Consider the following 24,368-nt stretch of genomic DNA (forward strand, 5'->3'; position numbering starts at 1 on the left):
CTCATTACCATTATAGCACAACGCCCCTAAAAAGACCATCAATAAAAGATGCCCGAGCCTCCTATTTCAAGGCTCGGGCATTTTTATTTTTATGGGCCAGTCACTAAATTCCACGTGACTGCAGCTTGGTATTGTTGACCAGTCATGCCTTGACTAGCTGGTACTTCTAATTTGATATTATCAAATGCGAAGTCTAGTTGATAGACATTACTGCCAGTAAATTGTTGGTTGGCAACGATGTTCGTAGCCGTGTTATTTGCCGTTAAGTTAATGGCAGTCGTGGTGCCAATCATGTTTTTCAACTCCGTTGGTTGATTGTAATTGGAGAAACTTGAAACAGGAGCCGTGCCTAATAATAGGCGAGTCGCTGTTGGCAAGCTGTCTGTAGCTGATTTTGGTTGGGACAGTTGTGCCGTTAAGCTCCAATTCGGTTGAGTTTTCTTAATTCGCAGATAGGGATTGCGTGTACCGTTGCCGTAGTAATCAGCGGCTTTCTTCAGGCCATGCTGTTGTGTGTTTCCTGCAATCCCTATCTGACCAAAATTGAAAGTTGGGACACTGATGAAGCCTTCAGCCGTTGGTGTAACAATCGCCTGATCATTGTCTTTCACACGAACAGTTGCCGAAGCAGAAATGCCACTGTAATTCCCACTGGTGGTAATCCCTGCACGCAAGACTTGCCCCGCTGTCCCCGTCGCTTTGGTAGTGAACTGAACCGTGGCAGATTTCCCTACTGGGATGTCAGTCCCTAAGCTAACGCCATTAGTCCAAGTAGTCGCTGTGACTGGGACGGTTTTCGCCGTGCCGCCAACTGGTGTAACGATCATGGCAGTTGGTGCTGCTAAGCCAGTTGTCCAAGCCGTTGATTTCTTGATGGTCGCCGTAGTTAATGGTGCTTGGCTTGTATTGGTAATCGTAGCACGCCATGTGACGTTGCCGCCGCTAGTCACTGTTTCAGCTGTAGTGCGTGTTAAAGTAACACTCGCTTTTGCCACTTCCTCTTTATACACTGCCGTCATGTCGTCATTGCCATCAAAGGTTGTGTTATATGTTGGCGTCGTACTTGTTGTCAATGTGTTTGGTTTGGTTTTACCTTTGTACCAACCTTGGAAAGTATAGGCTTTGCCACCAGCTGAATAACTAGCTGGCAAAGCTCTCGTCGCCGTATACTTGAAGCTGTTACTTGTCATTGGTGTTTGTTTCCCTTGCGTGAAACCTGTCGGTGGCGTAATTTTAGCACCAGTGGCATCAACGAAGTTTTCGGTGACTTGTTTTCGTGTGACTTTATAGTTTATCGTTTGCTTGTAGTCGCTAGTTCCATCGAAACCAAATAATCTTGGTTGGGAATTTGCACTAGTTAGAAATAACAAACTAGGAAGGACATCTCTTGTTAGTCCTGATTGGCCCCACCTTGCCTTAACAGAAAAAGTATTGTTCGTCTCTCTGTTAAACACTGTTTCAAAACTAGTAAAACTAGTCGTTGCTGAATCCGATAGAAGGTTGGTGCCAATGTCACTAATGGTCTCGTAGTCGTACAACGTAATGGTTTTCGTTGTTGCTTCCACTTTGTCAACATACTTCAATTCATTCGTAATATCAAAGTTGTTCAACGCAAAACCTTTATTTAAAACACCTGTTGGTAGATCAGAAAAAAGTTCATAATCATTAGGAATCAAGACGTTTTGCTTTGTTTCTACTTTATAGCGATTAGCAACGGTCGCCTCTTTACTTCCCACCATTGGGTAAAGCGAACCTGTTGCTTCAAAGGGACTAGTGGCGGTTTTTCTGAAAAATTCTGTATAGTTTCCAGAAAGCGTAAGTGGATTCGTGAACGCTTGACCTTGTTCATCGACAAACTCTGCGTAGAATCCTGGGTGAACAGTGATTTCTTGCACTTCTTCATAGACTGCCGTCATGTCATCCTTGTCATCGTAAGTGACGGCATAACTTGGTGTTTTCGTCGTTTTCATTTTGGTTTGATCAGTGCCTTTGTACCAACCTTTGAACTTGTAGTTTTTGTCCCCTACTGTGTAGGTATCTGGCAAGGCTTTGGCACTGGTGTAGGTGAAATTCTCACTATCAATCACTACTTTGTTGCCTTGGGTAAAGCCTGTTGGTGGTGTAATTTTGGCACCGCTGGCATCGACGAAGTTTTCGGTGACCTTGCGATTGGTTAACTGATAGTAAATCGTCCCTACTGGCGTAACGTAAGAATTAAATAAACGGGATGCACCTGATACATACAATCGATTATACAGATACTCCGATTGTTCTGGAATTGTAGTAGTCGAATCATACTCACTCACTTTAAATTGTGTCGTTGTCATTTTGTTTAGTCCGTAATACAATGGCGCATTACTGGTTGGGTTACCGATTAATGTATTATCTGCAGTTGAATAACGATTCAACGTAGCTTGTGTATAAGCACTTCCTGTATAGACAGAGATATTTTCATAAAATTTTGGAATAGTGATTCTTGTATTGGTTGTTCCATAATTATTCACACCACCTAAAGATACATCTGCTCTAATCGTTTTGGCAGGAATCGTCACTCGTTTGGTATTTCCTGAATTGATCCCAGTAATCGATCCAAGCTTCGTATAAGTGGAATTAATTTCTTGTTGTAAATCGGTTGTAATTGTAAACGGCGTTGGCGATATAATCGTCCCTGCTTCATCGATAAATTGGAAATTCACAGTCTTACTTGGAAAATTGTAATCTTTACCTGTGTCCACTTCATAGACCGCCGTCATGTCGTCTTGGTCATCGTAAGTGACGGCATAACTTGGTGTTTTCGTCGTTTTCAGGGCTGTTTTGTCCGTGCCTTTGTACCAGCCTTTGAATTTGTAGGTCTTGCCGCCTGCCTTGTACGTATCTGGCAAGGCTTTGGCACTGGTGTATGTGAAGTCATTGCTCGTAATACTTGTTTGTTGTCCTTGCGTGAAACCAGTTGGCGGTGTGATTTTGGCGCCTGTGGCATCAACGAAGTTTTCGGTGACTTTTTTGTAAGTAGTTGTTAAGTCAATATCTTGTTGCGCAGCAACATACGTTAAACCAGCCTGCTTTTTCTCATAAGTTGCCCTTAATTCCGCTGCAAAGCCTGCTGAATAGGGTTTATTCCATACATGACTCAACGGTTGCTGAAGGGTATAGCTATTATTTGTTTTGACTAATTTAATATTATATGGGCGTTCTAAGTAACTATATAGCTCATATCTGTTAAATATTCCTGAATTGGCTACTTCAATAGTATCAATATATTTGGGAACTGTCAGAACAGGGTCCTTCAAATAATATACGATCATATCTGACCAATAATGAAGATAATTTACGTTTAGAGTTTGACTAGGTATCAATATATCCAGTCCTGTAGTTGTCGGTACATTTGACACTGGTATCGTTTGATCTCCAGGAGAAACAAAACCAGACAGATTCGTAGATGCCCTCCATCTATCTAATCCCATCTCAGAAGTTAATTGAAAATCTTCCATATTTAAAGACGTTTTATCTTCCGAAGCAATATTAATGCTAAAGCGAGACTCTGGTACTACATAGCTTTGATTTTGTGCTGGAAAAGAATTTGCCTCTGATTCGAACCATGTAGAAAGTTCTGATACTTTTTTACCTTCTTTTACCCCAATCGCTCGATTCTGGATTTGTACTGGGAGTTGCGGTGTGAGTTGCACCTCCTGCTGAGCTTCCGCTTCTTTTTGCTCCACTTTCACTGGCGGTGCTTCCTTCTTTTCTACCGCCACTTCTGCTTGTTTCTCTATTTCCTGTGTTACTTCTTCTCGACTTGTTTCAGTCGTTGTTTCTTGCGTTTCACTACTTGCTTGTGTTTCTTCCTTGGCGCTACTTTTAGCGGTCGGACTACTTTCAATCGTGACGGTTTCCGCAACTGCCGTCACGCCCGAAAAGGCATTCACTAGCAAAGAACCACATAAACCAATAGCTGCAAGACGTTGCCACTTAGTTTGCTTCATGTCGTCCCTTCTTTCTATGTACCATTCCGACAAGGCCAATTAAGACCAAGCCGAGAATGCTAAGATTTGCCTGACTCTTGCTCCCTGTACGAGGGAGCGTTGAGCCAGTTGTGGTGGTCTGTGTCGAACCACCACTTCGTTGATCTCCTTGCGGAGGACCAGCTGGTCCCTTGGGATCAGTAGCTGGCGCATCTGTTTTCGGCGGGGCATCTTTAGGAGCGGGTGTTGTCGGATTTTGGTAAAATTCAATCCCCACCGAACTAGAACCACCATCAGATGCTTCAACATTTATAAAGAAACTAGGAGAAGATAGTAGACACACAATCATTAAATAACGCTTTTTTTTCATTTAAAAACCTCCTTTTAAATCAACAACAGATTTGAGCTTCTGTACAATCACTGCTCAAACAACCTTTTTTTCATACCTCTATGATAACAAAGAACCCCCCTGTAGAAGTTGACGATTTTTACGCACCCTATGCGAAATTTTTGAAACACGTTGATAGAACAACGTTTACAAGCTCGTTATTTAATTATCGATAAACAAAAATGTTGTTCTACGCCTACTTTCCCTCGAAATCACGCGTTCAAAGTTTAAGTCTTTACTCTTTTTAACGAGAAAAGCTCAAAATGTTAGCATTAAAGACTAACATTTTGAGCTTTTCTTAATTATTCCGACGCATTCTTTTTTAAAAAAACAAGATTTTTTTCGCATTCCTCGCACTTTTTTTAGGTTCTAACCAAGCAAGGCACTGATTAATAGCCCTAAAGCATAGGTGCCATTAAAAACCATTAAGTTCTTAATGGAATGGCGGAAACTTTTCGGCTGCGGCAATTCTTGTTTAAACGTTTGAATATTTTTCCAAATGACAGGTAAAGTAGCAAACGTAATTAACACTGGCCATTGATAAATACCACTAATGAAGCCGAATAAAATCACCAGATAGCCAGCTAGCGCTAACACTTGAAACAGCACAATCCCCGCTGGACGCCCGATATAATAGACTAATGTATAACGGTGGTTCTCAATATCCGTGTCTAAGTCCCGTAAATTGTTGGCGAGCATGATGTTAGCAATCGAACAGACCAAGGGCAAGGACGCCACGACAATCGCAAGCACCGCCCAGAGATTGCCGTCTAAGCGAAAGGCGCCACTGGCGAAATCAACCGTTAAGTAAAAAGGCGGATTGGTGACGACATTCAAGTAAACGGTTAAGACGAAGATGCCTAAGCCCATCGTGAAGCCACTGAAAATTTCTCCTAAGGGCATACGGGATAACGGAATCGGTCCATACGTGTAGAAAATCCCGATGAAGCAGCAAATTCCTCCTAACACAAGGAAGAGCCAACCGGTTTGAACCGTCAAGTACGCACCCACAACGGCAGTGAAGGCAATCATGGCGAAAATCATGTTGCGAACTAGTTGTGGTGAAACGCCTGATTGTCCGATAATATTTTCTTCATATTTGTAGACGTCCGATTTGGCTTTTTTGAAGTCCATGTAATTATTAATGGCGGTGGTGGCCATATCAAAGACCACCATGCCAATGAAGAAAACCAGCGTGTTGCCCCACTGGACTTCCCCAAAATAGGTCATTGAAAACAAGACCCCGATAATGAAGGGAAAGAGACTGGCAAGCTTCGTCTGAATTTCCACTACTTTTAAAAACACATTTAAAGACATTTTTAGTCGCTCCTTATTTCAAATCGGCCCGATTCCCCATCGTATAGCCAGAGTCTTTGCCGATTTCAAAGTTGCCTTCGATATCTTTGCTGATGTAGACTTTGTCGTCTTTTGTGACGAAAATGGCATCGGTTCCTTTCAGACTTTCGACATATTCTAGTCCTTTTTTGACGCCCATTGAGAAGACGGCTGTTGAGAGACCATCACCATCGATGGATTTGTCGGTGATAATGGTGACACCCGCGATGTCGTTATCAAACGGATAGCCAGTTTCACGATCGAAGAGATGGTGGTACGTTTTGCCATCGACTTTTAAGTAGCGTTCATAAATTCCTGATGTAACTAAGGTTTTGTTGCTTTCTTTGACTTGACCTAAAACAGTGTTGCGAGCTTTATTCGGATCTTGAATGCCGACTGTCCAGTCCATGTCTTTGCCACGTGGGCTGTGTCCTAAGACGTAAACATTCCCGCCTAAATCGACGATAGCGGTAGTGACGCCGTTATCTTTCAGAACTTTCACGACTTCGTCGGTGATGAAGCCTTTGGCAATTGCGCCTAAATCCAATTGCATGCCTTTTTCTTCAAGGTAAACGGTTTGCTCTTTGTCGTTGAATTTGACTTTCGTGTAATCAACGAGTTTCAAGGCTTGATCAATTTCGGCTTGGCTTGGTTTGCGGGCATCATCGAAGCCAATGTGCCACATAGAGGTGATTGGGCCAATTGCCATGTCGAAGCCGCCGCGGGAGTCTTTGCTATATTCATAGGCTTTTTTCAACAAAGGATACAGGTCATCTGAGACTTTGACTGGTTTCACGCCTGCTTCTTGGTTGATTTCATCAATTTCTGAACCTGGTTGGTTAACCGTGATTTTATCGCCTAGTTCTTTGACACGGGCAAAGGCTTTCGGTAAGACGTCTTCTTTGCCATCATCGTAGATGCGAATTTGAACGTAGGTACCAAGCATTGTTTGACGGTCAGAGTATGGTTCTGTATTAATTTTCGCTTCTGGTTTTGAGGAACAAGCAGCTGCCACAAACAGCACTGCTAGAACACTCACCATGAGCAGAAGTTTCTTTTTCATAGGATTCCCTCTTCTTTCCTTCTTTAATTAAAAAATAAGTTCTCTTGCATAGTAGCCTTTTTTGGAAAAAATGAAAAGTCTTTCTCTTGGAAATTCACAAATTTCTGTGAAAAAAATTTGTGAAATGATGGACAGAACTAGCGAAGAAAAAGGGGCGGGAAAGTCAGCCAACCGACTTTTTCCCAACCCCTCAATGGTGCTAAGTAATTGCTGAAAAGCATTTCAGGAACTACTTCACGATTCATTTATTTCTAATTATTTTGTTACGATGTTGTCAACAACGATTTCAGTTGTGTCGCCTTTTTCAGCAGCGTTCACTAATTGTTGTGCGTAGTTGATGAATGAATGTGTGCTGTGTGTTGCACCAGTTACCACTTCAACACCTGCAGGTGAGCCGTCTTCTTCGCCCATTGCTTTAACAAATTCTTTGTTTAATGTTTCGATATATTCTTTTGGTCCAACGCCAGTAACGTCTTTCATTTTGCTTTCGTATTCAGTGTCATCTTTTTTAGATTTGCCGTCAGCGTTCACGTTATCGTAGTTAGATTCAGTCACTTTACCATCTTTCACAGTCATTGAGAATGTTGTGTGGTAGCCGTTTGAGTCATTTTTTTCTTTCAATGAGTACGTACCATCTTTCAATGTTGCGCCATTGTCGATTTCGATTGTGTCTGTGTTACCAGCTTGTGCTGCTTGGATTAATTGTTGTGCGTAGTTTTGGAATGATTCAGATGAATGAGTCGCACCAGTTACTACTTCCACACCGCTTGCGCTTTGTGCTTTAACAAAAGAATCGTTTAATTGTTTGATGTATTCTTTTGGTCCAACACCAGATTTTGCTTTCATGCTTTCTTCATACTTAGTGTCTTCTGTTTTAGATTTGCCGTCAGCATTGATGTTGTCATATTTAGATTCAGTGATTTTGCCGTCTTTTACAGTCATTTCAAAGACTGCACGGTAACCATTTTTTTCATTTTTTTCTTCTAATTTATACGTACCATCTTTTAAATCGCCACCGGCAACTTTTTTCGCTGGTGCTGATGATTCAGTTGATTTTTTCGTTTCTGAAGATGCTGCGCTAGAAGAGTTCGTTGTGTTGTCTTTCTTGTCTGCGCCACAGCCTGCTAATACTAAACTAAATAATGCAATTGCCGCAAAACCTTTAACAAATTTATTCACTTTCATTGATAGTCACCTTTTCTTTCCTGATTTTCACAAACATCAAAAGTTTGTGATACATTACACATTATAATGGTTTTAAAAACGTTGTCAAGACCATCCCCTAAAAATATTTACATTTCGGTCTTTTTTTCATCAAAAACTCATCGTTGGAGTAAATTTGTTGACAATTAAAATTTATATTAGACAAATTCGTGAAATACTTATATAATGTTAGTCGATTGTGTACTTATTAATCATTATCACTATTTTACTACTTACAATATTAAGGAGCGGATTGTCAATGACAAAGCAAAATATTGTCGTTGTAGGTGCTGGGTATGCTGGCGTTTCAGCTACTAAATTTCTAGCAAAGAAATTTAAAAAAGATACGGACGTAACAATCACATTGATTGATCGCCATTCTTACCACACTATGATGACCGAATTGCATGAAGTAGCAGGCGGACGTGTTGAACCAGAAGCAATTCAATACGACTTACAACGTTTGTTCTCACGCAAGAAAAACGTAAAATTGGTAACAGATACTGTTACTGGGATCGACAAAGAAAACAAAGTTGTGAAAACTTTAGCAGGTTCTTATCCATTTGACCAGTTAATTCTGGGTATGGGTGGCGAACCAAACGACTTTGGAACACCAGGCGTGAAAGAAAATGGTTTCACCTTATGGTCATTTGATGACGCAGTGAAAATTCGTCATCACATTGAAGCAACCGTTGCTAAAGCAGCCATCGAACCAGATGCTGAAGTACGCAAAGCAATGTTAACATTCGTTGTCTGTGGTTCTGGTTTTACTGGGATCGAAATGGTCGGCGAATTAATCGACTGGAAAGATCGTTTAGCGAAAGATGCCAAAATTGATCCAGACGAAATTACATTAATGGTTGTTGAAGCAATGCCAACCATCTTAAACATGTTATCTCGTAACGATGCTGCCAAAGCAGAACGTTATCTAGAAAAGAAAAATGTTCAATTATTATTGAACTCACCAATCGTTGAAGTTGCAGCAGATCACATTAAATTAAAAGATGGTTCTGAAGTACCAACGCATACGTTAATCTGGACAGCTGGTGTGAAAGCAACTTCTGATGCCGCTGACTTTGGTTTAGAAGCAGCACGTGGTAGTCGTTTAGTTGCGAATGAATACATGCAAGCAAAAGGTTACGAAGACAAAAACATTTATATCATTGGTGACTTGGTTTATTACGAAGAAACACCAAATACACCAACTCCTCAAATCGTTCAAGCAGCTGAACAAACAGGTCATACTGCGGCTGCCAACATCGTTGCAGATATTAAAGGCGGCGAAAAACACGCCTTTAAAGGAAACTACCAAGGATTCATGGTTTCCATCGGCGCGAAATGGGGCGTTGCCAACTTATTCGATAAAATTCATTTGAGTGGTTTCTTAGCCATCATTATGAAACATATCGTTAACTTGAAATACTTCTTTGATATTCGTTCTGGTTACTACATGTTCCAATACATTATGCACGAAATCTTCCATATTAAAGATGATCGTTCTGTTGCTCGCGGACATACGTCTCGTTACGGCAATGTCTTGTGGAGTGTTCCGCTACGTGTCTTCTATGGTATGGTTTGGTTAGTCGAATCAATGAAGAAAATTGTCGGCAACGGCGATTACTTGAAACCAAGCACTTGGTTTGGTGATGGTTCTTGGTTCACAGATAAAGTCGTTTTCCCATTCCCTTGGTTACAAGAACAAGTAACAACAGGTGCTTCTCAAGCAACTGAAACAGCAACAACTGCTGCAAGTGGTGCGGCGGATGCGGCGGCAAGCGGTGGTGCCGATGCGGCAACACAAGCAGCGCACTTTGGTTTAAGCTACGCTTACGGCGAAACACCAATGCAAGTGTTTGATCACATGCCTAAATGGTTCGAAAGCGTAATGAAATTTATGATGCCAAACCAAGAAGTTGCTTTGTTCATGCAAAAATTCATGACAATCGTTGAAGTATGTATTGCTTTAGCATTGATTGCTGGTTTATTCACTTGGTTATCAAGTGCTGCTACAATTGGTTTAACAATTGCCTTCTGTTTATCTGGCATGTTCTATTGGGTAAATATCTGGTTTATCTTTGTCGCTTTTGCTTTGATGAACGGTTCAGGCCGTGCTGTCGGTTTAGACCGCTGGGTAATTCCATGGATTCAACGCAAACTTGGTAAAGCGTGGTATGGTACCCCGAAAGCTAGATACGGCGGTAAGTAAGCAATCGATCATCGATTGACAACTACGAGCAAAAGCTGAGACACATGTCTCCAGCTGACTATCATAGGATTTAGTATGTGGGACAGCAGTCAAGCATGACTTTTGTCCCACATATTTTCTTTTATATAATATGGTGGCTCAACTGAGGTCGGGACAGAATCGTTTAGCTCCGAGAACCAAGTAGGTACTGTTCAACATCTATTTGCTTTGCAAATAGTGTTTCTCAGCAATAAGAAGGAATTTCCGAAAATTGTCATAAAACACAACGAGGAAAGAGTTGATGTTGCATGATACCTACTCGGTGCTCTTTAATTTTTGGAGACCAAGTAGGTATTGTTCATCATCGAATCACTACGTTCTTCGTGATTCTCAACAATTTCGGCTTATTTCCGAAGGACCTTCAACTCTTAGAGCTTTAGCTCTTAGAAGTTGTTGAGATCGGAGCAACGCGTAGTGTTGGTTCTGTTCCCGCCGTTTATCAGTTTTTGAGCTTGGAACAAAAATTCAAAATAATTTTTGTTCCAAGCTCGTTCACTGTGTTATGATAGACAAGAAAAAAACACCAAAGGAGAGAGAAGAAAATGACGATCAAAGAATTCATTAAGAAAAGTCGCTTGAAAACATGGGACGTTATTATTATTGCTGTTTTAGTTCTTGGTTCTTTTCTGCCCCTTGTTGTTTTTGCCATGCAAAACCGTGGTCAAGAAGCGGCTACGTATCAAGCAGTCTTGAAAGTAGACAACAAAGTAATCAAAGTCTTTGACTTAAAAAAGGACGGCCCGCATTATACATATAAATACGAAGCAAAAGACGGTGATTACAACCTGATTGAAGTAGATGGTGATCGTATCCGCGTGAAGGAAGCCAACTGTGCTGACTTAGTGGATGTTCGGCGAGGCTGGATTTCCAAACCTGGTGAAACCCCGATTGCCTGTCTACCCCACAATTTGTTTATCACCGTGGAAGCTTCTGATGGGAGTGAAGACGGTAGCTTAATTTATTAAGCACGACAACTATGAGCAAATTACACAAGAATATTTATATTGCTATGCTCGTTGCCCAAGGGGTCATTATTGGCTTAATCGAAAATATGATTCCTTACCCTTTCGCATTTGCTCCTGGGGCAAAGCTCGGTCTAGCAAATTTAATTACTATTATTGCGATTTTCACCATGCGTAAGCGTGATAGTTTTTTCCTAGTCTGTTTACGTTTGATTTTAACGACATTACTGGGCGGTACACTTTCGACCTTTTTCTATAGTGCCAGTGGTGCCTTATTAAGTTATTTCGGCATGTTGCTTGTCAAGCAGCTGGGGCCAAAACGGGTCAGCATTATCGGGATTAGTGCCGTTGGTGGTTTCTTACACAACGTTGGTCAGTTGCTAACGACCTCTTTCTTTGCTCATTCGTGGGCGCCGATGCTGTACTTACCATTTTTATCTCTGTTTGGGTTACTCTCAGGGATTGCCATTGGGATTGCCGCTAATTATTTACTACAACATGTCCAGACGTTACGAAAATTCCAACTGAATTATGAACAAACAACGAAACATAAGTGGAGTCAATTTTTCTAATTGAAAACCTGTCCGCCACAATTAAAGGAGTCATCTTATGAATATACATCCTATGTGGAATACCTATCCTACGTTATCAAAAGAATTAACAACTACTCTTCGCTTGATGGAACAAGCGGTTCAAATCGATAATCAAGAGATTCAAGCTGCTGTCCATGATATGATTCATTCTGGCGGCAAATTGCTACGTCCAGCCTACCAACTGTTGTTCTCTTATTTTGGTGAACAGCGGGACCCTAAAAAGGCGACAGCGTTAGCGGCTTCCATTGAATTACTGCATACCGCCACGTTAGTTCACGACGATATTGTCGACGAAGCCGATACGCGTCGTGGCTTGCCAACATTGCGTTCGCGCTTTGGGAATAGCACAGCCGTGTATACAGGCGATTATCTTTTTGTTTGCTGTTTCAAGCTCTTATCTGATTATTCTTCTTCATTAAAAAGCATTCAATTAAATTCGCGCAGTATGGAAAAAGTCCTGACTGGTGAGCTTGGTCAAATGGACAATCGCTATAATTTCGAGGTAACGATTGACCAATATTTAAAAAATATTTCCGGGAAAACTGCGGAACTGTTTGCGCTAAGTTGTTTTGTCGGTGCCTATGAAAGTGGCACCTCCCAACGTTTTGCCAAACGTTGTGGTGAAATCGGCGAAAACATCGGACTGGCTTTTCAAATTATTGATGATATTTTGGACTATACGCAAACTGCCGATGCTATCGGCAAACCCGTCTTAGAAGACGTACGTCAAGGCGTGTATTCTTTGCCCTTGATTTATGCACTTGAAGCCAATCCTGAAGTTTTGTTGCCACTTTTAATGAAAAAAGAAGCCTTGACCGATGAAGAAACACAGGAAATTTATCGTCTTGTCCATGAACTAGGTGGCGTAGAAAAGGCCCAACAATTAGCCACTCATTACACAGAAAAAGCGCTGAAAGAAATCAGCAAACTTCCTGAAACAAAGGCCCAAGCGAAAGAACAATTGTATGAAATTACACAAACGATTTTGACAAGAGAAAATTAAAAAAGCCGCTGGATCCTATTGAGGATTTAGCGGCTAGCTTTTTAGGTGATACCTTGGTATAATAAAAACGAAGAGAGCGTACTAGACATACGCTCTCTGGTAGACCGTTTAAGACGGTAGCTGAATTAATTAGGAAATAAACCCGTTAATCCTGGCTAAAGATTATGACGGGTTTATTTTTTGTCGTTTTTATTACTGATTTTGACAATTAATGTTGCGAAAGCGATCGCAAGCATCAATGCTTCAAAGACAGTCACTACTATTCCTTTCTAGGGAAAGAGCAAACAAGCAAAAACATTGGCAGTCCCCCTTTTTTTGAGAAATTGCCACCGTCATAAACTTCCTACTTGTGTAGTATAACACATTTATGCCTTCCTAGAATACGCTTACTTTTTTATTTACTATTCGACTTTTCCGTTTCAACTTGCTATAATAAACACGAAGAGAGCGTACTAGACATACGCTCTCGGGTAGACCGTTTAAGACGGTAGCTTTAATTGTGGATAAATAAACCCGTCAATCTTCGCTAAAAGTTATGACGGGTTTATTTTTTGTCGTTTTTATTACTGATTTTGACAATTAATGTTGCGAAAGCAATCGCAAGCATCAATGCTTCAAAGACAGTCACTACTATTCCTTTCTAGGGAAAGAGCAAACAAGCAAAAACATTGGCAGTCCCCCTTTTTTTGAGAAATTGCCACCGTCATAAACTTCCTACTTGTGTAGTATAACACATTTATGCCTTCCTAGAATACGCTTACTTTTTTATTTACTATTCGACTTTTCCGTTTCAACTTGCTATAATAAACACGAAGAGAGCGTACTAGACATACGCTCTCGGGTAGACCGTTTAAGACGGTAGCTTTAATTGTGGATAAATAAACCCGTCAATCTTCGCTAAAAGTTATGACGGGTTTATTTTTTGTCGTTTTTATTACTGATTTTGACAATTAATGTTGCGAAAGCAATCGCAAGCATCAATGCTTCAAAGACAGTCACTACTATTCCTTTCTAGGGAAAGAGCAAACAAGCAAAAACATTGGCAGTCCCCCTTTTTTTGAGAAATTGCCACCGTCATAAACTTCCTACTTGTGTAGTATAACACATTTGTACCTTCCTAGAATACGCTTACTTTCCTGATTATTCAACAGCCGCTTTCTTTTGTAATAAAAATCGCGCACCGTTTACTGGGATAAAACGATTCAGCCAACTAAAATTTTTTAGACTAAACAGACCGACCATCTTTTTTGATGGTCGGTCTGTTTAGTCTATTGCTCCGCCCTTACTCCTTCTCCGACAATGCTCGCCAGACATCAAATGTTTGTTTTAAGCCTTGGACATTATGAACACGTAAAATTTCTACGCCTTGTTGTGCTGCATACAAGGAAGCAGCGGCTGAGCCAAAATCACGGTTGGCTGGTTCTGGTTCGTTCGTTAAAGCGCCGATGGTTCGTTTGCGAGAAACGCCGTATAGTAACGGATAATCTTGGTAGCGAAAGGCGTTAGGATCTTTTAACAGTTGAAGGTTTTCTGCGACAGTTTTATGAAAGCCAATCCCTGGATCGAAACAAATTTTTTCTAAGGAAAGCCCATATTTTTGGCATTGTTCAATTTTTTCTGTATAAAATTGGTGCAACTCTTCTTTTAAAGAAAGCGATTGGCGTTTTCTAGAATGCATAATCACAACTTGGACTTCAGGATATTGTGCGAGGACTTCTGCCATCCTCGGAGTGTCTAATCCTTTGATGTCATTAATCATTGTGGCGCCAGCTTGGATCGCGGCTTCTGCTACTTCGGGATAGTAGGTATCCACAGAAATCGGCGCTAGAGAAGTCTCACGTATTTTTTTTATTAATGGTAATACTCGGTCTACCTCAACTTGTGGAGAAACTTCTTCGTAGCCAGGACGTGTGGATTGGCCGCCAATGTCTAAAATATCGGCCCCCGCTTCTAGTAGATGAAGCGCATGTTGATAGGCCACGTCGACCGTTGTGTAGCTACCGCCATCAGAAAAAGAGTCGGGGGTCGTGTTGACAATCCCCATAATTTGGTAATTCTTTTTTAAATCAATCATTGTCACATTGCTCCTTTATCTGCTGAATCATCTTTCGTAAAGCCCGCATTCTAGGACTTATCTTCATTCGTTCACTCGTGGACAACTCCGCTAAGGTTTTGCCTCGATCTGGTAAATAAATAATCGGATCAAAGCCATAACCACCTGTACCGTGCGGTTCAACTAATTCACCAGTCAAAGTGGCTTCCGTTTGCAACAGTTTGTCGTCATCGAGTACATAGACCAACGTGGCTGATAAGGTTAACTCTCGAGTCGACTGTCGCCCTTCAAATAAGTGCAACAGTTCGCGGTTCTGTTCTTCCGGATTGGCTGAATGGAAAAAGCGGCTTGTATGAATACCTAATAAATCAGGAAAAGCAGTTAACGTTAAGCCGCCATCATCACCTAACACTGGGCGGCCAATTAATTGTTGGAAAAAGCGAGCTTTTAGATAAGCATTTTCAGCATACGTAGTGCCAGTTTCTGCAGGTTGTTCTTGACTGGTTGTATACTTTCGATAAGAGACAAGTTGAATAGCGGGGTCCTTAAGTCCTGATTGCATTTCTTTTAACTTACCTTGGTTATTCGTGCCAACAATAATTTCCATTTTCTAACGTATCTCCATTAAAAATTGATTTTTCCACTCTTGTTCTTTAAATAGTCCGGTAAATTGAAATGTTTTGGTGCTACTTTGTGGTGTTTTCACGCCGCGCATCGTCATACACATATGTTCCGCTTCAATGGCTACTGCAATGCCTTTAACGGGAATATTTTCTTGAAGTTTGCGGGCAATTGTCACTGTTAAATCTTCTTGAACTGTGGGACGTTTGGCACAATGTTCTACTAATCTTGGTAACTTGCTTAGTCCCAATACTTTGCCACCTTCTGGCAGATAAGCGACATGTACTTTTCCATAAAATGGCAATAAATGGTGTTCACACATTGAATAAAAGGCAATATCTTTTACTAGAACCATTTCGCCTTCATTTAAGCTATCAAATAATTTATAATCGTCAAATTCAGGTTCGGTTAATCCACTAAAAACTTCTGCATACATTTTAGCTACACGTTTGGGTGTATCAATGAGTCCTGCCCGTTGAGTATCTTCCCCCACTGCTTCTAAGATTGTGGTAACTGCCTGCTCAATTTGCGCTTGTTTTTCCTGCTCCATCTCTACCATTCCTTTTCGCTTACTCGCACTTCTTCTTGATTGCCACTGCGCTGAATCCACGTAGCTATTGGCGCGCCCAATAGTTGTTCCTCTGCGTAAACATCACTTAAGGGAATCAAAACAAATGACCGTTTTGTTAATTCTTGATGAGGAACTTGTAAGTGGGGCAACGCGACTGACTGTTCCCCTAATAATAAAATATCAATATCAATAATCCGCGGACCCCAGTGAATTAATTTTTTACGTTTCATTGCTTGCTCAATCCCTTGGGTAACAGCCAATAACTCTTCAGCGGTATAGCTAGTATCAATTTTCAATACGGCGTTCAAAAAATCATCTTGGTCTGTATAGCCGTAAGGATCCGTTTCATAAAGTTTTGAAGAAGCCACGACCTGAATCTGCGGGTCTTCGTTTAAATAATTGCGGGCTTTCACTAAATTTGCGTACGGATCGCCGACGTTACTACCTAATGCTACATAGCCAATCATCTATACTTCTCGCTCCATTTCAATTTCAATATTGTCAAAAAGGCCGGGCATCGGCACACTATATTTTCTAATTTTAATGATAATTTTGTCCAATTGTTCTTGATAATCTGCGGAAATATCATCTAAAATAGCACTCGCTAAACCTTCGATTAAATCGTACGAGTGATTGTTTACTCGTTGGGCAATCAATTCATTCACTTCGGCATAATTGACAGTTTGGGTGACATCATCTGTTCGCCCTGCCTCGGCTAGCGACAACTGCATTTCAAGGTCGATTTCTACTTGCTGTCCTAGACGTTTTTCTTCTGCCAAAACACCATTTTTTGTGAAAAATTTCAAGTTGTTGATTCTAATTTTATCCATCCTCTAACTCCCTACCCTCTGTTTTGCTGATTTTTTTAATCATAGCATATTTCTTGGAAAAGTCAGTAGTTAAAAGATGGAAAAGTGGTTATTGGCATGATATAAAAAATTACTTTTTATGAATCAAATAGTATAACTTGTGTATTCAAAAAAGAGCGTTGCATCAGCAACGCTCTTTTTTGGGGTTTATTCGCCTTTTATCGCATTGTTACAAATTCTTCTGAGCCTGTTGGATGAATCGCAACAGTATTATCAAAATCAGCTTTGGTCGCGCCCATTTTAATAGCGACTGCAAAGCCTTGTAGCATTTCGTCAACACCGATGCCGATGCCATGCAAACCGACAATTTTTTCTTCTTTACCGACACAGATTAATTTCATGTCGCATTTTTGACGGTATTCTCCTAAAGCGAAGTACATTGGCGTAAAGCTAGAGCGATAGATTTTCACTTGGTCTTCACCATATTCTTCAAGCGCTGCTTTTTCCGTTAAACCAATTGTCGCAACTGGTGGATGGGTAAAGACCACCGTTGGCACCAAGTTATAATCCAGATATAAATCGGTTTGTCCGTTAAATAAGCGTTCAGACAGGCGCCGACCAGCGGCAATCGCGACTGGCGTTAAGTCGATTTTCCCAATGACATCGCCGACTGCGTAGATGCCATTTTGTGTGGTATTTTGGAATTTATCTACTTTGACGTAGCCTTTTTCATCAAGAGCTACTTTCGTATTTTCTAAGCCTAATTGATCCGTGTTCGGCTGACGGCCTGTCCCGAAAATCACGGCATCTGTCGTGATTGATTCACCATTTTCAAATGTAATAACATACTCATTCTGCGCCGTTTTTTCAATTTTAGCTGGTGTTGCATTCGGATGAATTTGCATGCCCATTTCTTGATAGCGTTCTACGACTTTTTCAGAAAGCATGTCATCAAAGCTTCGTAATGGTCGTTCATGACGGAAGGCCCAATGTGTTTCTGCGCCTAAGCCATGTAAGGTTCCTGCTAATTCGGCTGCGATGTAACCCGCACCGACAAAGACCACACGTTTTGGCATTTCTTCTAACGCAAAGAAGCCGTTTGAATCTAAGGCATATTCTTCTCCTGGAATACCTAGTTTTTTCGGACGACCACCTGTCGCGATTAAAATGTGCGGCGCCGTATATTCTGTCCCATTGACTTCAATTGTTTGCTCCCCAGTAAACGTAGCGTAACCATGGATACGTTCAATGTTGTTACTGTCTAAACCACGATTATACGCACCATGTAAGAAGTCGATATATTTTTCACGATTTTCAACTAATTGTTTAAAGCTAAAATTTTTGATTTCAACATCAAACCCATAGCCTGCTGTGTCTCTTTCCATCATTTCCATCATGCTGCTGGCTTGCCACATGACTTTTTTAGGCACACAACCAACGTTGACACAGGTCCCACCAATTTCGTTGCCCTCAATTAAAAGGACGTTGGCTCCGTGCATTCCTGCGCGGTTAGCAGAAGCAATCCCGCCACTACCGCCACCAATAACAATATAATCATAGGTTTTCATTTATTCTGGCTCCCTTTCAATTTGAACTTTCTCCCTTATTATCGCAAAAAATAGCAAAAAAAGACAGTCGTATTACTTACTTTTGTTTAGTTTTCTGCTGCTTCTGTTTTATTGATTCGTTCCGTAAAAGCACTGGGGGAAAGGAATTCAATCGTAGCATTGTCGAAGGGAATTCCTAGTTATGATTGATTTACTTGGTTCATTTAACTACTTCTTGCTAAAATCTTCTAGAAAAAAAAGTTTTTTAATGATACAATTTAATTATTGAAACCTAAAATTATACCACATTTTATCTATATGTCAATTCTTTTGGTTTTCTTTTCAAAAATGACTTTTTCTTTTGAAAAAATCACTCAAAGGCTTGATACCACTCAGTTTTTTTACTTTTGATTTACTTTTGAATTTATTACTAAGGAGGGGACGTATGAATCAATTTATAGAATTAAAAGACGAAATCTTTTCACATCCAAAAGAAAGTTGGCAATTAGAGTACAAAAAATCACAGACTTCTCTTTCCAAAGATATCTGGAGTACATACAGCGCATTTGCAAATACTAAGGGTGGTATAATTATTTTAGGTGTAGAAGAAATACCCAACGGCTATAGAGTTGTTGGCGTTGATAAGCCAGAAATGATCCTTAGGGATTTTTGGAATCTTATTCACGACAAGAAAAAAGTGAGCGCTAATTTATTGAGTAATGAAGATGTTATTACATTAAAAGTTGCTGGAAAATCAATTATACAAATTAAAGTCCCAAAAGCTTCATTTGAAAGAAGACCTATTTATCTAAATGGAAATAAAACGAATACCTACATAAGAACAGATGATGGCGATCGAAAAGCAGATGATAATCAATTTAAATACCTAATTGTCGATTCTCAGAACGATATAGATACTGAGCTACTAAATAATTATACCCTGGACGATTTAAACACAAAAACAATTCAAGAATATAGAGAATTACTTTATAAAAATACTCAGGAGCAAAAATACTTAGATTATTCAGATGAAGAGTTACTTATAAATTTGGGTGTCCTGAAAAAGGATAGAATGAACAGCGATAATGTATATAAATTAACAACTGGCGGACTATTATTTTTCGGAAAATATCATTCAATTACAGACAGGTTTAAAAAGTTTCAATTGGATTATTTTAAGAAAAAAAGTTCATTAGATAGCGATTGGTTAGATAGAGTTTCCACAGGTGATATGAACTATCCAGAGATGAATATTTTCTCTTTTTACACTATTGTCATTGAAAAATTCGCTCTCGCAATTCCTGATACTTTTAGACAATCACAAGATATGACTCGCGGTTCCTATAAATCAGATCTATTATTATCACTAAAAGAAGCTTTGGTAAATGTCTTAATGCATGCGTATTATGATTCAGATCATGTCATTAAGATTGCAGATTACGATGATTATATTGAGTTCTACAATCCAGGAGAAATGAAAGTGTCTAAAGAAGAATTTATTCATGGAAGTTATTCAGTCACTAGAAATCCGATTATTTCAACTTTGTTTAGGAGAGTAGGAATTGCTGAGAAGGCAGGGTCTGGAGGACCTAGAATAATAGATGCAGCGACTAAAAATAGTTTAAAAGCACCTGATATTGATACCTATTTCGATGCAACCACTATCAAAATCTGGAAAATTAATATGAAAGATAGCCTAAAAGGTTATACTGATATTGAACAATTAATTATTTTATACTTGATGGATCACGGACAAGCAAAAATTAAAGATATTCAAAAAAATAGTGGGTACTCTGACTATAAAATTAGAAAAACCGTTACCAGCTTAGTCCAACAAGGTACTTTGTTAAACAAAGGAAATGGGAAATCAACGATTTATATGCTTAACTCAACAGAAGAACTTGGTATAATTGCGAACAAGAGGATTTTAAAACGCATTGAAACTGAATTGACTCGAAAGTAAAGATGAGACTATAGCACAAAAAGGAAACCCTCATATGCCAGAGGATTTCCTTTCTTTTAATACATATTCCCAACCACTTTTACTCGTAAGCGGGTTGCATTTTCTGGATGATAGGCGAGTGGTGTTTCTTCCACCTCGACTAACTCGATTGTGCCAGGGACTGCACCCGCAAGTTCAGCTTGTTGGACGGCTTTTTCTTGGGCATCAGTCAACGCCGCATCCCGTTGGATTTTTGAATAGACATAAATTTGTTCGTATTGTCCGCTAATCTGAGCGATAGAGGCACCGATGGCATTCGCCACTGCTCCGTTTTCGTTGCGAATTAGCGCTTTAACGCCTGTCAATTCTTCGGGGATGATAATACTCCCACCACCAACTAAAACGACCGTCACGTCTGCGGAACTGGTCTTCATGCGATCAATCGCTTCACTGACCAATTCGCCAATTTTTTGGTACACTTTTTCCGCAAACGCTTGGTCTAAATGAGCCACTTTGCTAGGATCACCGACTTGGGCATGGCCTAAGCGAACCGCAATATCAGTGGTCGTTAATTGTGTGCCGCCAAAAACAAGGGCCTCTTGTGTAATACGGTAGCCGACACTATCGGGGCCAACTGTCACAGAACCATCTGGTTGTTCACGCACTAGACTGCCGCCGCCGACACCGATTGACACGATATCTGGCATTCTAAAATTAGTCCGTACCCCGCCAACATCAACGGCCAGTGAAGATTCTCTTGGAAAGCCATCCACTAACACGCCAATGTCTGACGTTGTGCCACCAACATCTAAAACAACCGCATCTTTCAAGCCGGCTAAGTAAGAAGCCCCACGAATACTATTGGTTGGTCCACAAGCAATGGTTAAAATAGGAAACTGTTTGGCATACGTTAACGACATTAACGTACCATCATTTTGACATAAGTACACTTGGGCGTGATGAATTTTTTCTTGTTCTAAGGCTTGTTCAAAGCCTTCGCTGGTCACTTTAATTACTTTGTGCAACGCAGCATTCAAAATTGTCGCATTTTCCCGTTCGATTAAACCGACAGACCCAATCATTGAGGAGCAAGATACAGGAACATCTGCCCCTAACACTTCCTTCGCAAGCGCTTGAACAAACAATTCTTGGTCATTTTTTAAAGAAGAAAAAACGCCAATTACTGCGATTGCCTCTACTTCTCCTCGCCAAGAGGCCAAAATCCCACGTAATTCTTCTTCGTCCAGTGCAGTCAATGGTTGTCCATCATATTCGTAGCCGCCATGTGCTAAAGCATACGTTTCTGAAAGAGTGGCCACTAAATCCTTGGGCCAAGCTGTGTAAGGCAAGACCGAAGCGGTTGCTGGATAGCCCAAACGAAGGACCCCAACTTTTGCTAATTTTTTTCGCTCAACAATGGCATTCGTACATTGGGTCGTGCCCAACATTGCATGTGTGACTTTGGTTGGGTCCACTGCTGATTCTGCCAAGACTTTATTTAAGGCACCGGCAATCCCTGTTTGAATATCATCGGTTGTTGGAACTTTCACTGAATGAATCAAGTTTAATTGATGATCTAAAATAACAGCATCTGTATTTGTGCCGCCGACATCGATACCGATTTTATACATTTATTTGTCCTCCTTCGCTACTAAGTTTTCTAGTGGTTGATAATCCATTTCGTAGCCGAAATACCGAGGACCCACTGTTTCGATACCTTTTTTCGTTCGCCAAGCGGCATTCGCTTTCAAGCCCATTACTTGGACACGTTTGCCGTATTTCAAGCTTTCTGTTGTCACAGGCGTTAAAGTTTCTAAATCTACCATACAAATCAAATCAGGCGTCATCGCAATCACCTGACCATCTTTCTCGGCAATTAAATTTTCATTTTGAAAATGGACGACTGCTTCTGAACCAGCATCACTGTTTAAGCCACTCAATTTGACACGTCCCAAATTGAAGCCACCTTTTACTTCTCGTTCCACATCTAGAATTTTTCCTTGGAACAATTCAAACCCATCCGTAACTTCTACTAATGCTTGGCGTTTTTCTTGTTCATCTGCATAGGTACCTCGAATCACTTTGCCAATTTCTTCTGATAATGTCACGATGTTGTGAATACCATAGTCTTGTAATTGTTTGCCTGTCGCGGGATAAATACTCACTAAAGCACTGGCGCCCATTTCAACCGTTTGAACACGAGCAAGACGTTCTGTCCAAGTATTATCAATCGTTTCCATAATGCCAATATTTCCTTTTTCATCGGTAATTGCCATAGGGGTCGCTGACATCCCATTCAAATGGAACGTTACCATAGGCAATTCTGGAAAGGCCCGACCCATACCATCACAATCCACCAAGGGAATGCCTAGCTTCGCTGCAACAACAATTGGAATCATTGAATTGACGCCCCCAGCTTCCATTGGAAAGGTCCCCGCAATCGTTTCTTGGTCTAAATATTTTCCTAACTTCTCAAAGACACGGACGAATTCGTCGCCTTTGGGAAATTTTTCAATTGCGACAGATGGGGCACCCATCATTGCGGCGGGTAGGAAAAAATCCTCCGCAGCTATCTCTTCTGGAGAAACCAGTTTGACAGGTCCGTTTTCTTCGATGGCGGACAAAGCCATCATTTTACCAATGTAGGGATCACCGCCACCTCCTGTCCCTAAAAAAGCTGCTCCTGTGGCTATATTCTCAATTGCTTCTGCATCTAAATAACGCATTCTCCGACACTCCTCTTCTTCATTCCATTTCTAATGATTCGGTGTTCATCTGTTGACGTTTTGCACCGAAATAATAAATAACAAACGATAAAACAATGCCAATTAGCGGTTGGTTAGGCAATTGAGGGGCATTGGGAAAGAAACTCATAATCACCGGAATGCCCCCCACTGCAGCACCAATTAGCCATGAAAAAACACCTAATTTATTCACGCCAGGCGTTGGCTGCCATTTGGTTCGATCGCCTTTGTTAATCAACCAATAGGCAGCAATCATTACACCAGCCACTGGTGGCACCATCGCAGAAAGGACGGACATAATCGGCGTAAAGTAATTTAAAATCCCCACAACTGCTAATAAGGTTCCAATGGCGCCGGCCGCACCGACAGCGACTTTTTCTTTTTCTTTTGGAATATCAAAGACATTAATCAAGGCCAATCCGCCAGAAAAAGCATTCACGGCATTCGTGGTCCAAGTTGCTAAAATTAGCGCAATAATTCCTAAAACTGGAAAACCGAGATTCATAAAAACTTCCGTGATATCTGCGGTGTTCGATGCAATGGTCAAGACCGCACCAACGCCAATCATCAACAAGCCTGTCGGTAAAATCCCTAATGTGGCCGCTTTAACCACATCTTTACGAGAAGAAACATATTGAGAGTAATCTCCAGCAATTACTGCGCCTAATGCAAAAGAACCGACAGTCATTGAAAGACCTGACATAAAGCTTCCTGCTGTTTGAGGTGTATATTGACTAACAGCTTCCCAACCGTTGTTTCTTAACGAAGCCACCAAGCCATAAAGACAAACCAGAACTAACACAGGAACCGCAAAATAATTCAGAATTTTCAATATTTTTATGCCATAAAGAGCCGAAATAAGCATGATAACTCCCCAGATTAAGGAAGAAAGCGACACAGGTAAATCAATGCCGTAAATTTTTAAAAAGTTCGTGAAGGCGCCGCCGCTGACATTGGCTTGCAAACCAAACCAACCTAAGCAAGCAATCGCTAGAATAATGGAAATAATCTTTTGCGAACCTTGAATGCCAAACACTTGAGAAGCGACTTTGACAGAAGGTTCTTGTAAGTCGGAACTTTGAATTCCTTGTAAAATCATTAAAATAACAATAATACCGTAACCAATAAATCCTGTTAACAAAGCTTCCCATAAAGGCATGCCTGCAACTAACGTTCCTCCAATAATTAATCCTGGCACGCTAATCATTGCGCCCGCCCAAACAAATGCTAAGCTAAGCCACGATTGTTGTTGCTCGTTTTTTAATTTCATTCTCATTCCTCCTTAATTATTTTTTCAATTATAACGAAAAATCAGTCATAGGTCTTT

Annotated in this window: 19 protein-coding genes; 5 read left to right on the top strand and 14 right to left on the bottom strand. The window is 40.6% G+C overall.

Features of this window, described 5'->3' with window-relative positions; genetic code table 11:
• Window positions 1-89: 89 nt before the first annotated feature.
• From IGL93_RS12960 to pplA, 5 genes are all read right to left on the bottom strand, one after another.
• Window positions 90-3,983, bottom strand: a complete 3,894-nt coding sequence (locus IGL93_RS12960) for a WxL domain-containing protein (protein WP_010776205.1) — start codon at window positions 3,981-3,983, stop codon at window positions 90-92.
• Window positions 3,970-4,332, bottom strand: a complete 363-nt coding sequence (locus IGL93_RS12965; protein WP_010776206.1) for an LPXTG cell wall anchor domain-containing protein — start codon at window positions 4,330-4,332, stop codon at window positions 3,970-3,972. Before IGL93_RS12965 ends, IGL93_RS12960 begins: the two co-directional genes overlap by 14 nt.
• A 387-nt stretch (window positions 4,333-4,719) precedes the next feature.
• On the bottom strand, window positions 4,720-5,667 hold the full coding sequence (gene menA, locus IGL93_RS12970) for a 1,4-dihydroxy-2-naphthoate polyprenyltransferase (protein ID WP_002358958.1): 948 nt from the start codon (window positions 5,665-5,667) through the stop codon (window positions 4,720-4,722).
• A gap of 13 nt (window positions 5,668-5,680) precedes the next feature.
• Window positions 5,681-6,748, bottom strand: a complete 1,068-nt coding sequence (locus tag IGL93_RS12975; RefSeq protein ID WP_002354751.1) for an FAD:protein FMN transferase — start codon at window positions 6,746-6,748, stop codon at window positions 5,681-5,683.
• Between the two features lie 255 nt (window positions 6,749-7,003).
• Complete coding sequence (gene pplA, locus IGL93_RS12980) at window positions 7,004-7,933, bottom strand: extracellular electron transfer flavoprotein PplA (RefSeq protein WP_002367507.1); 930 nt, start codon at window positions 7,931-7,933, stop codon at window positions 7,004-7,006.
• A 277-nt stretch (window positions 7,934-8,210) separates the two neighbouring features.
• Here pplA and IGL93_RS12985 point away from each other — a divergent pair, with 277 nt between their 5' ends.
• From IGL93_RS12985 to IGL93_RS13000, 4 genes are all read left to right on the top strand, one after another.
• Entirely contained in the window at window positions 8,211-10,157 is a 1,947-nt protein-coding gene (locus IGL93_RS12985; protein WP_002354747.1) for an NAD(P)/FAD-dependent oxidoreductase, read from the top strand.
• Between the two features lie 581 nt (window positions 10,158-10,738).
• Window positions 10,739-11,161: a NusG domain II-containing protein gene (locus IGL93_RS12990; protein WP_002358956.1), complete on the top strand. Its 423-nt coding sequence runs from the start codon at window positions 10,739-10,741 to the stop codon at window positions 11,159-11,161.
• Window positions 11,162-11,172: 11 nt separating this feature from the next.
• On the top strand, window positions 11,173-11,730 hold the full coding sequence (locus IGL93_RS12995; RefSeq protein ID WP_002354743.1) for a Gx transporter family protein: 558 nt from the start codon (window positions 11,173-11,175) through the stop codon (window positions 11,728-11,730).
• Between the two features lie 37 nt (window positions 11,731-11,767).
• Complete coding sequence (locus IGL93_RS13000) at window positions 11,768-12,754, top strand: polyprenyl synthetase family protein (RefSeq protein ID WP_010713672.1); 987 nt, start codon at window positions 11,768-11,770, stop codon at window positions 12,752-12,754.
• A gap of 1,282 nt (window positions 12,755-14,036) precedes the next feature.
• Here the strand turns inward: IGL93_RS13000 and folP are convergent.
• The 6 genes from folP to gor form a co-directional block, all read right to left on the bottom strand.
• Entirely contained in the window at window positions 14,037-14,828 is a 792-nt protein-coding gene (gene folP / locus IGL93_RS13005) for a dihydropteroate synthase (RefSeq protein ID WP_010713671.1), read from the bottom strand.
• Window positions 14,821-15,414, bottom strand: a complete 594-nt coding sequence (locus IGL93_RS13010; RefSeq protein ID WP_010713670.1) for a non-canonical purine NTP pyrophosphatase — start codon at window positions 15,412-15,414, stop codon at window positions 14,821-14,823. Before IGL93_RS13010 ends, folP begins: the two co-directional genes overlap by 8 nt.
• A 3-nt stretch (window positions 15,415-15,417) precedes the next feature.
• The gene (folE, locus tag IGL93_RS13015) at window positions 15,418-15,987 is read right to left on the bottom strand and encodes a GTP cyclohydrolase I FolE (RefSeq protein ID WP_002383148.1); all 570 of its coding nucleotides are present in this window, start codon (window positions 15,985-15,987) and stop codon (window positions 15,418-15,420) included.
• Complete coding sequence (gene folK / locus IGL93_RS13020) at window positions 15,981-16,466, bottom strand: 2-amino-4-hydroxy-6-hydroxymethyldihydropteridine diphosphokinase (RefSeq protein ID WP_002378871.1); 486 nt, start codon at window positions 16,464-16,466, stop codon at window positions 15,981-15,983. Before folK ends, folE begins: the two co-directional genes overlap by 7 nt.
• Window positions 16,467-16,829, bottom strand: coding sequence for a dihydroneopterin aldolase (gene folB / locus IGL93_RS13025; protein WP_002372599.1), 363 nt, complete (start codon window positions 16,827-16,829; stop codon window positions 16,467-16,469).
• 197 nt (window positions 16,830-17,026) lie between these two features.
• Entirely contained in the window at window positions 17,027-18,376 is a 1,350-nt protein-coding gene (gor, locus tag IGL93_RS13030; protein ID WP_002354732.1) for a glutathione-disulfide reductase, read from the bottom strand.
• A 424-nt stretch (window positions 18,377-18,800) separates the two neighbouring features.
• Between gor and IGL93_RS13035 the strand changes: the two genes are divergently transcribed.
• On the top strand, window positions 18,801-20,318 hold the full coding sequence (locus IGL93_RS13035) for an RNA-binding domain-containing protein (protein WP_002386215.1): 1,518 nt from the start codon (window positions 18,801-18,803) through the stop codon (window positions 20,316-20,318).
• Between the two features lie 56 nt (window positions 20,319-20,374).
• Here the strand turns inward: IGL93_RS13035 and IGL93_RS13040 are convergent, their stop codons facing one another.
• Genes IGL93_RS13040 through IGL93_RS13050 form a run of 3 tightly spaced genes read right to left on the bottom strand, consistent with a single transcriptional unit; the run spans window position 20,375 to window position 24,317 of the window.
• A complete protein-coding gene (locus IGL93_RS13040) occupies window positions 20,375-21,928 on the bottom strand; it encodes a hydantoinase/oxoprolinase N-terminal domain-containing protein (RefSeq protein ID WP_002360919.1) in 1,554 nt (517 codons plus the stop codon).
• The gene (locus tag IGL93_RS13045) at window positions 21,929-23,023 is read right to left on the bottom strand and encodes a DUF917 domain-containing protein (protein ID WP_002354727.1); all 1,095 of its coding nucleotides are present in this window, start codon (window positions 23,021-23,023) and stop codon (window positions 21,929-21,931) included.
• Window positions 23,024-23,042: 19 nt separating this feature from the next.
• Window positions 23,043-24,317 (bottom strand): cytosine permease, encoded by a 1,275-nt coding sequence (locus IGL93_RS13050; protein ID WP_016617646.1) that lies wholly within the window; start codon window positions 24,315-24,317, stop codon window positions 23,043-23,045.
• Window positions 24,318-24,368 lie beyond the last annotated feature (51 nt).

The organism is Enterococcus sp. DIV1328a, from assembly GCF_050536905.1.
GTDB classification, from domain to species: domain Bacteria; phylum Bacillota; class Bacilli; order Lactobacillales; family Enterococcaceae; genus Enterococcus; species Enterococcus faecalis.

Excerpts from the sequence above, each read along its gene's own strand:
- IGL93_RS12960 (WP_010776205.1), bottom strand. The coding sequence starts at position 3,983 with ATGAAGCAAACTAAGTGGCAACGTCTTGCAGCTATTGGTTTATGTGGT.
- IGL93_RS12965 (WP_010776206.1), bottom strand. The coding sequence starts at position 4,332 with ATGAAAAAAAAGCGTTATTTAATGATTGTGTGTCTACTATCTTCTCCT.
- menA (WP_002358958.1), bottom strand. The coding sequence starts at position 5,667 with ATGTCTTTAAATGTGTTTTTAAAAGTAGTGGAAATTCAGACGAAGCTT.
- IGL93_RS12975 (WP_002354751.1), bottom strand. The coding sequence starts at position 6,748 with ATGAAAAAGAAACTTCTGCTCATGGTGAGTGTTCTAGCAGTGCTGTTT.
- pplA (WP_002367507.1), bottom strand. The coding sequence starts at position 7,933 with ATGAAAGTGAATAAATTTGTTAAAGGTTTTGCGGCAATTGCATTATTT.
- IGL93_RS12985 (WP_002354747.1), top strand. The coding sequence starts at position 8,211 with ATGACAAAGCAAAATATTGTCGTTGTAGGTGCTGGGTATGCTGGCGTT.
- IGL93_RS12990 (WP_002358956.1), top strand. The coding sequence starts at position 10,739 with ATGACGATCAAAGAATTCATTAAGAAAAGTCGCTTGAAAACATGGGAC.
- IGL93_RS12995 (WP_002354743.1), top strand. The coding sequence starts at position 11,173 with ATGAGCAAATTACACAAGAATATTTATATTGCTATGCTCGTTGCCCAA.
- IGL93_RS13000 (WP_010713672.1), top strand. The coding sequence starts at position 11,768 with ATGAATATACATCCTATGTGGAATACCTATCCTACGTTATCAAAAGAA.
- folP (WP_010713671.1), bottom strand. The coding sequence starts at position 14,828 with ATGATTGATTTAAAAAAGAATTACCAAATTATGGGGATTGTCAACACG.
- IGL93_RS13010 (WP_010713670.1), bottom strand. The coding sequence starts at position 15,414 with ATGGAAATTATTGTTGGCACGAATAACCAAGGTAAGTTAAAAGAAATG.
- folE (WP_002383148.1), bottom strand. The coding sequence starts at position 15,987 with ATGGTAGAGATGGAGCAGGAAAAACAAGCGCAAATTGAGCAGGCAGTT.
- folK (WP_002378871.1), bottom strand. The coding sequence starts at position 16,466 with ATGATTGGCTATGTAGCATTAGGTAGTAACGTCGGCGATCCGTACGCA.
- folB (WP_002372599.1), bottom strand. The coding sequence starts at position 16,829 with ATGGATAAAATTAGAATCAACAACTTGAAATTTTTCACAAAAAATGGT.
- gor (WP_002354732.1), bottom strand. The coding sequence starts at position 18,376 with ATGAAAACCTATGATTATATTGTTATTGGTGGCGGTAGTGGCGGGATT.
- IGL93_RS13035 (WP_002386215.1), top strand. The coding sequence starts at position 18,801 with ATGAATCAATTTATAGAATTAAAAGACGAAATCTTTTCACATCCAAAA.
- IGL93_RS13040 (WP_002360919.1), bottom strand. The coding sequence starts at position 21,928 with ATGTATAAAATCGGTATCGATGTCGGCGGCACAAATACAGATGCTGTT.
- IGL93_RS13045 (WP_002354727.1), bottom strand. The coding sequence starts at position 23,023 with ATGCGTTATTTAGATGCAGAAGCAATTGAGAATATAGCCACAGGAGCA.
- IGL93_RS13050 (WP_016617646.1), bottom strand. The coding sequence starts at position 24,317 with ATGAGAATGAAATTAAAAAACGAGCAACAACAATCGTGGCTTAGCTTA.